This window comes from Maridesulfovibrio sp., assembly GCF_963678865.1.
In the GTDB taxonomy this organism is placed as follows: Bacteria; Desulfobacterota; Desulfovibrionia; order Desulfovibrionales; family Desulfovibrionaceae; genus Maridesulfovibrio.
Map to the genome: position 1 here is coordinate 1566351 of NZ_OY787459.1, position 13905 is coordinate 1580255.

At 48.2% G+C, this 13905-nt stretch carries 13 protein-coding genes; 7 read left to right on the forward strand and 6 right to left on the reverse strand.

The window, feature by feature from the left end; genetic code table 11:
* The first annotated feature begins 22 nt into the window (after nucleotides 1–22).
* Nucleotides 23–1114: a tetratricopeptide repeat protein gene (locus ACKU41_RS07325; RefSeq protein ID WP_321404840.1), complete on the forward strand. Its 1092-nt coding sequence runs from the start codon at nucleotides 23–25 to the stop codon at nucleotides 1112–1114.
* A 10-nt stretch (nucleotides 1115–1124) separates the two neighbouring features.
* On the opposite strand, the gene ACKU41_RS07330 is transcribed toward ACKU41_RS07325, so the two are convergent.
* The gene (locus tag ACKU41_RS07330) at nucleotides 1125–1607 is read right to left on the reverse strand and encodes a methylated-DNA--[protein]-cysteine S-methyltransferase (RefSeq protein ID WP_319780687.1); all 483 of its coding nucleotides are present in this window, start codon (nucleotides 1605–1607) and stop codon (nucleotides 1125–1127) included.
* A gap of 204 nt (nucleotides 1608–1811) precedes the next feature.
* Between ACKU41_RS07330 and ACKU41_RS07335 the strand changes: the two genes are divergently transcribed.
* Nucleotides 1812–2111: a putative quinol monooxygenase gene (locus tag ACKU41_RS07335; protein ID WP_319780689.1), complete on the forward strand. Its 300-nt coding sequence runs from the start codon at nucleotides 1812–1814 to the stop codon at nucleotides 2109–2111.
* Nucleotides 2112–2306: 195 nt separating this feature from the next.
* On the opposite strand, the gene ACKU41_RS07340 is transcribed toward ACKU41_RS07335, so the two are convergent.
* Nucleotides 2307–3476 (reverse strand): Bcr/CflA family efflux MFS transporter, encoded by a 1170-nt coding sequence (locus tag ACKU41_RS07340; RefSeq protein WP_321404841.1) that lies wholly within the window; start codon nucleotides 3474–3476, stop codon nucleotides 2307–2309.
* 249 nt (nucleotides 3477–3725) lie between these two features.
* On the opposite strand from ACKU41_RS07340, the gene ACKU41_RS07345 reads away from it, so the two are divergent.
* From ACKU41_RS07345 to ACKU41_RS07360, 4 genes are read left to right on the forward strand one after another with little or no spacing between them, the layout of a single operon-like run.
* A complete protein-coding gene (locus ACKU41_RS07345; protein WP_319780691.1) occupies nucleotides 3726–4361 on the forward strand; it encodes a TetR/AcrR family transcriptional regulator in 636 nt (211 codons plus the stop codon).
* Nucleotides 4351–5391: an efflux RND transporter periplasmic adaptor subunit gene (locus ACKU41_RS07350; RefSeq protein ID WP_319780692.1), complete on the forward strand. Its 1041-nt coding sequence runs from the start codon at nucleotides 4351–4353 to the stop codon at nucleotides 5389–5391. Before ACKU41_RS07345 ends, ACKU41_RS07350 begins: the two co-directional genes overlap by 11 nt.
* Entirely contained in the window at nucleotides 5388–8528 is a 3141-nt protein-coding gene (locus ACKU41_RS07355) for an efflux RND transporter permease subunit (RefSeq protein WP_319780693.1), read from the forward strand. The genes ACKU41_RS07350 and ACKU41_RS07355 overlap by 4 nt, the downstream gene beginning before the upstream one ends.
* A gap of 54 nt (nucleotides 8529–8582) precedes the next feature.
* Entirely contained in the window at nucleotides 8583–8753 is a 171-nt protein-coding gene (locus ACKU41_RS07360) for a hypothetical protein (RefSeq protein ID WP_321404843.1), read from the forward strand.
* 33 nt (nucleotides 8754–8786) lie between these two features.
* Here the strand turns inward: ACKU41_RS07360 and ACKU41_RS07365 are convergent, their stop codons facing one another.
* From ACKU41_RS07365 to ACKU41_RS07375, 3 genes are all read right to left on the reverse strand, one after another.
* On the reverse strand, nucleotides 8787–9590 hold the full coding sequence (locus tag ACKU41_RS07365; protein ID WP_321404845.1) for an AraC family transcriptional regulator: 804 nt from the start codon (nucleotides 9588–9590) through the stop codon (nucleotides 8787–8789).
* A 240-nt stretch (nucleotides 9591–9830) separates the two neighbouring features.
* Nucleotides 9831–10100: a DUF805 domain-containing protein gene (locus ACKU41_RS07370; protein WP_321404846.1), complete on the reverse strand. Its 270-nt coding sequence runs from the start codon at nucleotides 10098–10100 to the stop codon at nucleotides 9831–9833.
* Nucleotides 10101–10230: 130 nt separating this feature from the next.
* Nucleotides 10231–11964, reverse strand: a complete 1734-nt coding sequence (locus tag ACKU41_RS07375) for a bacteriohemerythrin (protein WP_319780698.1) — start codon at nucleotides 11962–11964, stop codon at nucleotides 10231–10233.
* A gap of 346 nt (nucleotides 11965–12310) precedes the next feature.
* On the opposite strand from ACKU41_RS07375, the gene ACKU41_RS07380 reads away from it, so the two are divergent.
* Nucleotides 12311–12556, forward strand: a complete 246-nt coding sequence (locus tag ACKU41_RS07380) for an EAL domain-containing protein (RefSeq protein WP_321404847.1) — start codon at nucleotides 12311–12313, stop codon at nucleotides 12554–12556.
* Nucleotides 12557–12844: 288 nt separating this feature from the next.
* On the opposite strand, the gene ACKU41_RS07385 is transcribed toward ACKU41_RS07380, so the two are convergent.
* On the reverse strand, nucleotides 12845–13897 hold the full coding sequence (locus ACKU41_RS07385) for an FAD:protein FMN transferase (protein ID WP_321404849.1): 1053 nt from the start codon (nucleotides 13895–13897) through the stop codon (nucleotides 12845–12847).
* Nucleotides 13898–13905: the final 8 nt, after the last annotated feature.

Genomic DNA, 13905 nt, shown 5'->3' on the forward strand with positions numbered 1-13905 from the left:
TTAACCATTTCGGGAGCGGGGAATGATTGAAGACCTTCGGTACGGTATCTTTTCAAACAACTCAAAGCACATCTCCAATGACAGACTGACATTGGTGGGACTTGGTGCATCTGATATCTACGTTTATTCCAATTGGGACAACGCCGTAGTTGCTCTCGAAAACGGAGAGATTGATGTCGCACTTGTGGATGAGTCAATACACAATACATCCGGTGCAGATTGTGTAAGAAAATTGCGCAGACATGCAGTCCGGTCCCTTCCGGTAATCATGGTCACCCCTGATCAGCGTAAAGAATCAGTACTCAACTCTATTGCAGCTGGATGCGGCGGCTACGTTCTGCGTCCCTACAGCATGGAGACCCTTAAACGCCACGTTTTTGCTGCATACATGAGTGCCACACCAGATGAAATTGAGCAGGAATTGCTCAAATCTTCATGGGATCTGGTGGCAAACGGCAGCTTTGATGAAGCAATAGACAGCTTTTCAGAAATTCTTGAAGAAGTTGCTGAAGCAGACAAAAATCCTGCTGAAGAATATTTTGAAAAGGGCCTTAATTTCCTCGCTCAAGAAAAGTACGGCAAGGCTATCATAGCCTTCAACAAGGCAATCGCCCTCAATGAAATGTATGCCGAAGCATACAAAGGCATGGCCGACGCATACAAGGGCAAAGGTGATATGAGCAGCTATCAGGATTACCTGAATAAGGCTGCTGACATCTATGCGGTTCAGGACAGTCTTGATAACGTCAAAGAGCTGTTCATTGAAATACTCCAGAATGAACCTGACGCTGTAAACCCATTCAACCGGCTCGGGGTAAAACTCAGAAAAGACGGTGACTATCATGGTGCGATCAAAGCCTACCATCAGGCCTGCACCTTCACGCCCAATGACGCAAACCTTTATTACAATATGGCCCGTGCATATACATATGCCAAGGACTATGAGAGTGCGCTGAATTATACAGAACTCAGCCTGCGGCTTGATTCAAGCCTTGAGCCGTCACGGGCTCTGCACACGCAGATAGTCAAGTTGATTGAGAAAAGGCAAAAGGAAAATCCCACTCCGGAAGAAAACACTCCCAAAGTCACCATAGACGATGAGCTTGAGGAATAATTTCCCGGCATCAATCCGCCTGTTCAATCTCCAGAAGTCTTTGCTTGATACCGGTGCCGTATGCAAAACCGGCCAGACTTCCATCGGCTGAGATAACCCGGTGGCAGGGAACTATCAGCGGTATGGGGTTTTTAGCATTAGCCGCACCAACGGCCCGACTGGCCTTCTCATTCCCCAAGGCAAGAGCAACATCTTTATACGAACGTGTCTCCCCGTAGGGAATCCTTAGCAATTGAGTCCAGACCCGTTTCTGGAAATCACTGCCCTGCGGATTCAATTTAACATCAAAACAGGTGCGCTTTCCGGCTATATGTTCTTCAACCTGCCTTCTCACATCAGCAAAAAAATCATCGTTACGCACCCAATCCGGTCCTATTTCGAACATCTTCCGGCCTTCCCCGGTCTGCATATGCAGATGTGACAGGCCTTCATCATCACCGGCAAGGACCATCTCACAAAGAACGGTCATGAATCTTGTGTAGTAGACAGGCAAATTCTTTTTCCTCCTCCATACTGGAAATAATGACTCAATGAGGTAAGCACTTTTTTCCCACGCATTACCCCTGTTCCTCGGAGCCGACTCTAATGTTGAAAACAGAAGGATACAACAAAATTCATCTAAATTGATGATTCAGGGGATGGTAAAACACCATAAAAGGTGGCATATCATAGCCTAAACACTAAAACGGAGAAAAAAATGATCAGACTCACCGCTAAAATGCAGGCCAAAACAGGAAAAGAGCAGGAACTCGAAACAGTGCTGCGCGAACTGGTCAAAGCCACCGCAACAGAAGAAGGTTCACTGGAATACAGACTGCACCGGATAGTAGACGCTCCCGGAACATTCCGCTTCATTGAGAAATTCAAGGATCAGGCAGCGTTCGACTTCCATTCCACTTCTGCGCATTTCAAAACCGCCATTGCCCAAATAGGCGAACTAACCGAAGGTGACGGAGAGTTTGAAATGCTGGAACTGGTGGATTCCATCCCGGAATAAAAGAAAGAGGCCGGAGTCTCTCCGGACACCGGCCATTGCAACTGCCGATAAAGCATCATCTGCGAAATATAATATCAAAAAAGGCTGAAACAACTCGTGTGTGGACAGACCATATACGCGTTATTTCAGCCTTTTCTTGTTCCTTGCTACCCGGAACTTTCCCAACAGACCGACAATATTACTTTGCCTGCAAGCCTATCGGTGAAGTTTTTCATGGCTATGCATTCTACGCCTTGCCATCCAGAATAATGACAGCAACGGAATGCCCCCGCTTATTATTCCCATTACACCGATCATATTAATTTTAGAAGGCCAGTCAAAAGAGATCAGCTCCATGGCCAAGGCACCAAAAATAAAATATGTAAAGGTCAAAAGAGCTGAAGCAGATCCGATATCACGGTCCACGGTCTCAAGGATCATATGGTTACTGATTGGCCTGCTGACCCCGATAAAGAATGTTATCAGAAACATGGGAGCAGCAAACAAATACTCTGAACCGCCGGCAAAAAAGACCCCGAGACTGGAAAATACAACGCCAGCCAAAGAAAAACCTAGAATTGACTTGGACGAATAGCTCACACAGAGTCTGGAACATGTAAATGAACCGACCATGAACCCGATAGAGTTGAAGCCGAAAAACATGGCATATTGCTGCTCATCCATCCCGAATCCGCGTATGTAAATATCAGCCGAACCGGCCAAAAAGCCGAAAAAGCCAATGGCAATGACAGAAAAGGCAAAGCAATAAGTAGTAAACTCAACATTTTTGAGCACAACCAGATAACGGAAGAGCATGGCCCCTATCCCGCCGGACGTCTTTTCAAACTCTGGTTCCTTGAACACAATCGTGCCGTAAAAGGCCATTGACGCCAACACAGCCTGACATCCGAAAATCCACTTCCAGGACAAAAACTTAAGCATCATACTGCCCAGCATAGGAGCCAGCATGGGACAGAGGGGAATAATGACCCCGATATAAGCCAGCACCTTCTGGCGCTCATTTCCGGTATAGAGATCCTTGGCCAGCGCCATGGAAAGAGCCGAAGCAGAAGCAGCCCCGCAGGCCTGTACTATACGCGCCGCAACAAGAAACCAGATATTGGTTGAAAGGGCGCAAAACAGACTGCCCAGAACATATACCCCCACCCCACCTACGAGCACCGGCTTACGTCCGTATTTATCAGAAAGCGGCCCATAAATAAGCATGGCAAAACTGAATACTATAAAAAACAGCACCAGTGACAGGTTCACCTCGACAAGAGTTATCCCCCACAGTTGCTGAATGACAGGCAGGGCCGGAAGATACATATCAGTTGACAAGGCAGGGAAAGCCGCAAGCATGGTTATAAATAAAAAATTTGGCATAACTCAACTTATTATAAATTAAAAGAATTCTGATTAACTAGGCCAGATAAAGAAAATGAATTGCTGAGACGGGTTTTACAAAAGGAAGCTCAAAATGTGCCCTAGCTTTAGTCCCGGCTAAAATTCAGGTCAACTGGAAAACCACTTCCGGGGAATAATTTAAGCGTTGTTTGAAATACTGCTTGACTGTCCTGCTCAACAATCATACAAGGCTTCAAACAACGTTTAAATTATTGTTGGAGATAATATATGGCCGACCAAAACACCAAAGAAAGGATCCTCGAAGCCGCCAGCCGGGTGTTCTGTGAAAAAGGATTCAAAGCCACCACAGTGCGAGATATATGCGCCGAAGCTGAGGCTAATGTAGCTGCCATAAACTACCATTTCGGGGACAAGCTCAAGCTTTATCATCAGGTCCTGAAATTATGGATGGAGGAAATGATGACCGGCGCGGACAGGCAGCAGGGCATCACCGATGTCTCCACCATAGAAGAACGCCTAAGAGCTTATGTTTACGGGGAATTCAGATCGTTATGTACTTACGATGACCCGGAAAAAAGGAAAAAGAAAAAAATCCGTCTGCTCTTTGAAGAATATGTTTCAGAAGACTGCGACCCGGAACTGTTCAAGTGCCACGATGAAATTGACGGAGAACTCCTGACCCCGATTGTACGCGAAATACTGGCTCCCATCGAGGACGAAAACATTATCCAACAAGCACACATCGCTGTCAGCGGAGTGCTGGTACACCACTTTCTGGCAATAATTCATTATCCGGAAGGTGAAATTGAATCCGAAGAAAAACTTGAATTCATGGCCGATTACTACACAACATTCATAACCGGTTCACTGAAAGCCATTAAGGAAAAATACCATGCGCAATAGTTATTTCATCCCCATCTTATTGGCTGTGCTGCTCATGGCCGTTTGTGGATGTGAATCTGACAAACAGACAGAGGCCAGCACCGCAGCACCGGAAAAAGCTGTGCGGGTCAGCACCGTTGAGGTTGTACCGGTTACCATCAAAGACATGCTGACCCTGCCCGGAGAGACCGTGCCGGACAAGGACGTCACCGTATCTTCTGAATCTGCCGGAACCGTAGTCTGGCTGGGCGTGAAGGAAGGTGACATTGTTCGCAAGGGACAACTCATCGCCCGCCTTGACGGAGCTTCCAGCGGTGCCAAATTCGACCGCGCCAAAGCCGCCAAAAAACTAGCCGCTGAGCAGTTGCGCCGCCGCCGGGAACTGCTCAACAAAGGAGTGCTGGCGCAGGAAGAATACGACCAGATCAAGGCTGAACTTGAACAGAGTGAGGCTTCACTTAAAGAAATGCAGGTCAATGTGGAATACGGTATTGTGCGTGCTCCTATATCCGGTGTGATCAACAAACGCTATATTGACCGTGGGGAACGGCTGGAAGTCGGGTCTCAGGTGGTGGACATCGTGGATTCATCCACTATCAAAACCTTCATCAACGTCCCGGAAATGGATATTTCCTATATCAAGAAAGGCCAGAAAGTTGCCGTTTCCGTTGACGCCCTGCCCGGCAAAACATGGGAAGGGATTATCGACTTTGTATCCTTCAAAGCTGACCGTTATTCCAAAACCTTTGGGGTCAAAGTACTCACCGACAATACGGACGGTGAAATCCGTGCCGGAATGCTGGCCCGGGTTTCCCTGCTGCGCCGCACAGTTACCGATGCTGTAACCACTCCTCTTTCGGCTATTATCAATCAGGGCGGGGAGCGTATTATCTACGTGGAAAAAGACGGTATCGCCCACGGCAGGACCATTGAACTCGGTGTAATTGACGGTAACCGTGCCCAGATCATCAAAGGACTCAAGGCCGGGGAAAAGCTGATTACAGCCGGACACACCATGGTTGAGGACGGCATGAAGGTGGTGACCCAGTGATTATCAACAAGGCAGCATTGAACAGGCAGTCCACAGTGATGGTTCTGCTTGTTTTCATCATCATAGCCGGGATTTCAAGCTACGCATCACTGCCCCGTGAGAGTGATCCGGATATCACTATCCCCTATATCTTTGTCCAGACCAGCTTCGAGGGAGTGGCTCCCGAGGACATGGAAACCCTGATCACCATGCCCATTGAGCGCAAGCTGAAGGGATTATCAGGGACCAAGGAAATCTCATCCATTTCCGATGACGGGGTTTCCATCATCAAGGTTGAATTCAACCCCGACGTAGACATTGACGATGCCCTGCAAAAGGTCCGCGACAAGGTTGATCAGGCCAAACCGGACCTGCCGAATGACCTGCCCGACGAACCGGTCATCAACGAAGTCAACCTCTCGGAACAGCCCATACTGAACGTGGTTCTTTCCGGCCCGTTCTCCCTTAAACGACTCAAAGTCTTTGCAGAGCAGCTGGAAGACCGCATTGAATCCGTGCAGGGTGTGCTTGACGCCAAGATCATCGGCGGGCTGGAGCGAGAAATCCACGTTGAATTCGACATGGACCGCGTTGCTTTCTACAACATTCCCCTGTCCAGCCTGCTCAATGCAGTGAAAAATGCCAACGTAAACACCCCCGGCGGTTCAGTTGAAATCGGCAAATCGAAATACCTTGTCCGGGTACCGGAAGATTTCAAGCACCCGGATGAAATTAATAAAATTGTGGTTTACGAAAAGGATGGACGCCCTATTTATCTGCGCGACATCGCCACCATCCGCGACCACTACAAAGACCCGACCTCCAAAAGCCGCTTTAACGGTGTCCAGAGTGTGACCATTGAAGTCAAAAAAAGGGCCGGGGAAAATATTATCCGCATCATTGATACGGTTAAGGATATTCTGAAGGAAGAACAGCAGATTCTGCCGCCGACCCTGAAGATCAACCTGACTGCTGACCAGTCCGATGAAATCCGCCAGATGGTTGCGGACCTGCAGAACAACATCATTTCCGGGCTGCTGCTGGTACTCATCGTGGTTTTCGCTTTTATCGGCGGACGTTCGGCCCTGTTTGTTTCGCTGGCTATCCCGCTGTCCATGCTGATCACCTTTACCGTACTGGAAATTTTCTCTTACACGTTGAACATGGTTATCCTTTTCTCGCTGATCCTGAGTCTGGGCATGCTGGTGGATAACGGTATCGTTGTTGTTGAAAACATCTACCGCCACATGGGTATGGGTAAAACCCGCTTTCAGGCAGCCATGGATGCAACCGACGAAGTCGCATGGCCGGTTATAGCCTCGACTCTGACCACTGTGGGCGCTTTTTTCCCCATGATCTTCTGGCCCGGAATAATGGGTGAATTCATGAGTTACCTGCCCATCACAGTTATCATTGCCCTGAGTGCTTCACTGTTTGTGGCGTTGGTCATTAACCCGGTGCTCTCGGCAAAATTTCAGGATGTTCCCAAACTGGATGGGAAAAATAAGCCCGGCCTCATTGACCGCATGATGGAAACACTCAAAAGCCTTTACCGCCCTATCCTTGAATGGTCGCTGGATCACAGGCTGCTGGTGGTGCTTTTTTCTTTCGGATTCCTCATTGTCTCCACGGTCAGCTTCGGCATGTTCGGACGCGGGGTGGAATTCCTGCCCAAAACCGAACCCAAGCGTTCCGACGTCAAAATTAAAGCCCCTGTCGGGACCAATCTTGAAGCTTCGGACCAGTTTGTAAAAGTGGTGGAAAAAATCGCTTCCGAATACCCTGATATTGAATACATCATCGCCAATACCGGCGAATCAGGACAGTCTGATGAAATCGGCACACACTACAGCCTCGTCAAACTCGACTATCTGGATATTCAGGACCGCAGCCGCCCCTCATCCGAAACTACCAATGAGATACGGGATCGCTTGCAGCATGCAATCCGTGGAGCTGAAATTCGCGCTGAACCGGAAAAAATGGGGCCTCCCACCGGCAGTGCCGTCAACATGGAAATATACGGCAAGGACCTGCGCAAGCTGGGTGAAATTACTGCTTCCTTCAAGCGGGCTATCAAAAATATCCCCGGTCTGGTTGACCTGAAAGATAACTATATATCCGCTAAACCAGAAATCCGAGTGGAGGTGGACAAGGAAAAAGCAGCCATCATGGGCCTTGATGCCTTCACCATTGCTCAAGCAGTAAAGACAGCCATCAACGGCTTCAAGGTCGGAGTTTATCGCGAAGGTAAGGACGAATACGATATCATTGCCCGTCTGCCCAAGCAGAACCGTGATTCCCTTGAAGATATACGCCGCATCACCGTATCCGGTCCCAATGGCGAACCTATCCCCATTACCAGCCTCGCCGCTGTGACCATGGGGGGCGGACTGGGCGGCATCAACCGCATTGACCAGAAGCGGGTGGTCACCATTTCTGCTGATGTATCAGGCCGACTCGCCGAAGAAGTTATCGCGGACATCAATGCGGCGGTATCCGGCATAGACCTGCCACGCGGATATTCATACAAGTTTACCGGAGAGCAGGAAGAACAGGCCAAGGCATCCGCGTTCCTCGAAAAAGCATTTGCCGGAGCTATATTCCTGATCTTCATTGTACTGGTCACCCAGTTCAACTCCATTGCCACCCCGTTCATCATCCTGACCGCAGTAATCCTCTCCCTTGGCGGGGTCATGGTCGGGCTGCTGGTTACCGGAACGGCCTTCGGGGTCATCATGACCGGGGTAGGAGTACTCAGTCTCGCCGGGGTTGTGGTCAACAACGCTATTGTACTCATCGACTACTACGAGCAACTCAAAGAACAAGGACGCTCCGCCCGTGAAGCACTCATTGAAGCCGGGCTGACCCGTTTCCGCCCGGTGCTGCTCACAGCAATAACCACTGTATTGGGCCTGATTCCAATGGCAACAGGCGTCAGCTTCGACTTCCTCAACATGCGTCTTGACATGGGTAGTGAAACCTCCCAGTGGTGGGGACCGATGGCTGTTGCGGTAATCTTCGGGCTGGCTATAGCCACCATACTGACCCTTGTTGTCGTACCCACGCTTTGCTCCCTGCAGGAAAGCTGGAAAGCAAGGGCCGCACGGAATAAAACCGGCGAACTTGCAACTCAGGCCATAAACCAGACTAATTTATGATGAACACAGAGTGATTATCAACTAACTCCATCTGTCGATTCGATAGCCGAGGCATTGAAAGATGAAAATCTACCGGAGATGGACACGGTGGGCATTTCCCACGATCATTACGATCATCTGGAAATGTCCACCATCAAAGATCTTGCCCCGCGAACCAAACTGCTCATCGTAAAACTGGGAGTAAGTTCACATCAGGGTATCCGCTCTTGCAGCAGACAGGTGTAAAGCTGCTGACCACGCCAGATAGACGAGAACGCATCAAAATGTCTTCTGGTACTGGCGGGGCGTAAGGCCGAATCTGTCCTTGAACAGCCGGGTCAGATGACTCTGGTCGGAAAAACCGCAGCAAACTGCCGCTTCGGCAATATTGGAATAGGCAGCCAACATGGAGCGGGCCTTTTCAAGCCGCAGTTGAATAAGGAAAGAATGGGGCGATATCCCCTTATGCTTGCGAAAAATACGGATCAAATGAAACTCCGTACATCCGGCAAGATCAGCAAGTTCAGCAAGACCCAAGCTGCGGTCGATATTGGAGTGCAGATAATCAACAACCATAGCGACCCGCTTGTCTTCGCTGCCGGGGGCATAATTACGGTCATCAGTATTTTTATACAAACCGGAAAGAACGGAAAGGATGGACTCTTCAGCTTCCAGCTTTTCTGCAGGGCCGAGTAATTTATTATGCAGGCGGGAGAGTGAGGTCCAGATTTGCTTATTCTCCAGTATATTGTTGCGGAATGGAGAAGATGCTGTTTCACTACCTAAAAACTTTAAATTCAGGGAACGGACCATTTCTTCAGAAAAATAAAAACTGCGCAGATGACGGCGTTCTGCGCAGCATGGACTGTTGGAATGAATTGTTTCCGGCTCAATTATGCTGATGGATCCGGGCTGCAGAATATCAGAACTGCCTTTGAGACTGTATTTTTCACCAGACTCCGAATTCAACCATAGGACATAGCCTTCATGCAGATGGCTTTTAAACTCCCGGCCACTGCTGCATGAAAGAACTTCCAGACCCTCCACGGGCGAAGAGTAAATTATGCCTTGCTTGGTATCCATTTAATACCGGTTATTCAACGGCCTGATCAGAACTCAAGGAGGAAATAGTGCTATCCGGCTGGTCCCCGAAGTTGGAATACTAGGACAGCATGGTATCCAACGCTGAATACTCTTCTTCCAATCCAGTCTGATAGGCGTCTATCCTTACCGTCTATGGTGGCTACCGTAGTAGTTCCGCCTGAAACAGTGTACTGCTTTATGGACGAAAACAGCGCAACCTAGCTTTGCTGCTGCTTACTCCTAATCCCCGCTTACTTCCTGACTGGACTGCTTAATGCTGTTAAACCTGCGCACCAGCAACGCAATACACGGCAGCATGGTAGCAATCACAAAAAGTCCGCTGACCGTATCGATTACTTTATTAAAAAAAGGGTGGTCCACAGCAAAATCGAGCAAGAAGAAAACACCTAGGATGGCAAAATGAACCAAGGCAAAATGAATAAACTCTTCACGGCTGGCCTTGCCCTGAAAATCATTAAACCGCTTAAGTACCGCAATATATTTTTTCATAAACAATTCTCCTGTTTTACAACCCTGACCGCAGCCCGATCATTCTGTCTGGCAACTCTTCGGATCAAATTCGGACTGTGTCAAGATTTTTCGGCAGAAACGGGAGGCAGCAACTTTTCGTGCATAGCTGCTATTTGATCCCGTGACTGTTCAAAAAGGGAGAATATTTGCGGTCCTCACCTTGAATATGCTGCACCAGCCAATCCTTGAGAAACTTCATTACGTCCATGGTGACTTTGGCCTTGCCGCTGATAAGAGCGGATTCAAAATCAAGGACCTGATTAACGAAATTCACATGCAGTTCCTTATGTTCAGGACTCTGGGGATAGCCGAAACGGTCAAAAAGCTTTTCCTCTGTGCTGAAATGATCAACAGTGTAATTTTTCAGTTCTTCCACAAGGCGTTTCATAACCGCATCAGATGCCCGGTCTCGCATTGCTTTATGCAGACCGTTTATCATGTTGACCAGTTTCTTGTGTTGAACGTCAATGGCCTTGATATTAACGGAAAAATCCCTGTCACTCCAAGTCACCAACTCATCACCGGAAGCAACATCAAGATTGCCTTCGGACATACCGCGAATTAAGGAATCCAGTTCCTGCACAAGACTTGAAACTTCAATCAGAATCTGACGGGCTTCGTCCATTTCCGCAGCAGTTTCCTGAGCCACCCGCGTTACATCCGAAACCGCATTGTTGATCTCTTCGCTGGTGGCCGACTGCTGTTCTGATGCAGTAGCAATAGACTCCACCTGCTCTGAAGTGGATTCGATTATAGTCACGATTTCCTGCATATATCTGCCGGATTCAACAGCGGTTTCAGTACCGGCCACAATATCCTCGGCTGCACGGTCCACCGAGGCCACGTTGGTCTTGGCATGCTGCTGAATATCGGTAATTGCTTCACTGACCTCCTTGGTGGCTACCATGGTTTTTTCAGCCAGCTTGCGGACCTCATCAGCAACTACAGCGAATCCGCGTCCGGCCTCCCCGGCTCTTGCGGCTTCAATAGCGGCATTCAGGGCCAGCAGATTGGTCTGATCCGCAATATCGTTGATCACGTTGATAACCCTGTCAATATTCTCGGCCCGCTCACCAAGACGGCTCATAGTCTCCTTAAGGGAAAGAACCTCGCCCTCAACCTTTTTAATGGCATCCACAGCGTCATGTACGCCACGTGCTCCGGTAGCAGCATTTTCCCGTGACTGATCAGCGTTGCCGGCTGCAAGAGAGGCGTTGCGGGCCACTTCTGAAACAGTAGAGTTCATTTCTTCCATGGCGGCAGCTGTTTCGGTCATACGGTCACGCTGGAGTTCAACTCCCCCGCCGACCTTCTCAATCCGCTCACTGAGATCATTAATATCCAAAAAAATACGTTCAGACGAATTACCGGCTTTATCCGCAACCTTACGCATGGAAGTAATAAGTTTCAGCGTTTCCGCTTCCTTATCACGGCTGACCTGCAAGGCAGCTTCTATGTCTGCTGTTTTACTGCGCGCCTCTTCTCTCAGAGTTTCGGCCCGGCTGTTAGCTTCTTCCAGACTGGCAACCATAGAACAGACTGCAATCTTAAGCTCCTCCAATTCATGCATATAAAAACCGGAACAGGCATTATTCGACCGTCCTTTCTGGATATCGACGGCATAATCCCTCAAATTTTCAATCGGTGAGATTACATTACGACTGATGTTATAGACGATGAAGACAGTCAGCAGCAGGCTGATCAGGATTCCGCAGATCAAGACTATTGAAGAAACCGAGCCGATGACAAAATCGGGGCTGAAGGCAAAAAGGATGATGCCGATGATTGCTGGGATAAAACCAAGAACGAAAGAAGATATTTTAAGGCGGGTAGAAATATTCATACATAAACCTGCTGAATTTAGTTAAAAAAATAAATTATCAGTCAATTAATTAGCCTTGATAAATTTAAAAACAAATTATTTTTGATGTAAAGCGACAGCTTTGCGTCTTTACAAAAACTATGCATATACCTAGTAACCATTCCTATTAATGTCCAGTTAAAAAACAGTGACAATATATTTTCTGAAACCATATTGCTATGCGCTTAAATGGCAATACAATCCTACTTTACCTGAACAGATTAAATAATGCCAGATAAGAGCACTCTATAAGATAGAATATTTCTGCAGGAATAATTGACTTATACAGGTACCCAGCAACTTCCCGGCTCACTGTTTGAAAATCGATATGAGCTTTATTCAGAACATTGAGCAAGAACCCAACAAAAGGAACCTGTTCAAATCAATTATAAACCTTGCCCATGGTCTGAACATGGAAGCTGTGGCTGAAAGGGTTGAGACAGAAGAACAATTACAAATAGTTATTGAACAGGGATGTGATGTTGTACAGGGCTTTTATCTCGGAAAACCTGTAGTTGAGCAGGAAGCAAAAAAACTGATGGCCCATGCCCAAAACAAACCTGCAAGTAAGTAAACAGAATTTACACTGAATATTAAGAATAAAAAAGTACGGGCCGGAAGAGTGAGCTTCCGGCCCGATCGACTTTCATGGGGGCGAGGTATCATCCCATGTATGAGGATGTCGCATCCCGCAGTTACTGCGTTGTTGCCCTGAGCTAATTAAAATACTTCCTGAAAACCAAATCCAGCAGGTTGGATCTGACAGGTATCATTTTAATTTAGCCCCTTGCAGTTTCGGGGAACCTTTCATTTAGGAGGTATTATTTAGTTCCCCGACCTCCGGGATCGACTTTATATCTTTTTAAATCCCGACCAGACTTTCCCAGTTACGGGACGTCATCTTTACACCGGATAAACCGGAGATCAGGCATTCACTTTCTTTTTGCGCGTTGATGAAGCGAATAGCGCCCTGCGGATTCATAACAAATGCCGAAGTGGAAAGCGCGTCAGCCTCCATCACTGTAGGTGCCGCAACCGAGAGGCTGATCTGACACCCGTGACCATGAGACTGTGCATTTACAGGTTTTGGAACATGGTAATGGTAGCGTTCGGCATCCAAGTAGAATTCGCAGCCTCCGGAAGTTGCCACAGCAGCATTCTTGAGCTGAATAACTGCCGGATATCTTCCCTTGCCGGATAGATCTTCTATGGCGACAATCCATGGCTGGCCCGGAGTACGTTCACCACGGGCACGGATATCCCCGCCCGCAATGATGAGATGGTTCTCCACTCCGTTTTCAACCATGATATCTGAGGCACGGTCCACTATGTAGCCTCGGCCTATGCCGTCCATGGTGACGGACATGGAATTTCTATCAAAGCTGATTCCATTTCTGGAAATATGCACAAAATTAGAACCTACAAGGGCCATAGCATCATCGAAGTCACTCTGGGAAAGCGACAGCCTGCCCTTGGGGTCCATATGATTTTGCAGCATTTCAATAACAGGCATTACAGTTAAATCAAATGTCCCGCCGGAACGGTGATAATATGCCTGAGCCTTGCCCATTACCTCAAAGAGTTCAGGGGGAACATCACTCAGCTTTCCGGTTTCATTGAGTTGTGAAACAGGAGAACCTGGTTGACGGCGGTCAAAGATTGCGGAAAGACGCTCGATCTCGCTGAACGCCGCAGCTACGGCACTCTGCGCTGCCTCCTTGGACAGGTGCAGGGCAACAATGCTGACCTGTGTTCCCATGAGAGAACGGGTCGCACTGAATTTATGTCTCCGGTCCCCGATCCGCAGGGTTTCAGCCAATTTCATTGCCGCACCGAGAGGATGGGCAATTAAGGCCGCCTTCGATCCTATGGAGCCGAATGATCTGGCGAATGAACGTCTAACCGCATTTTCCATGACTTAAC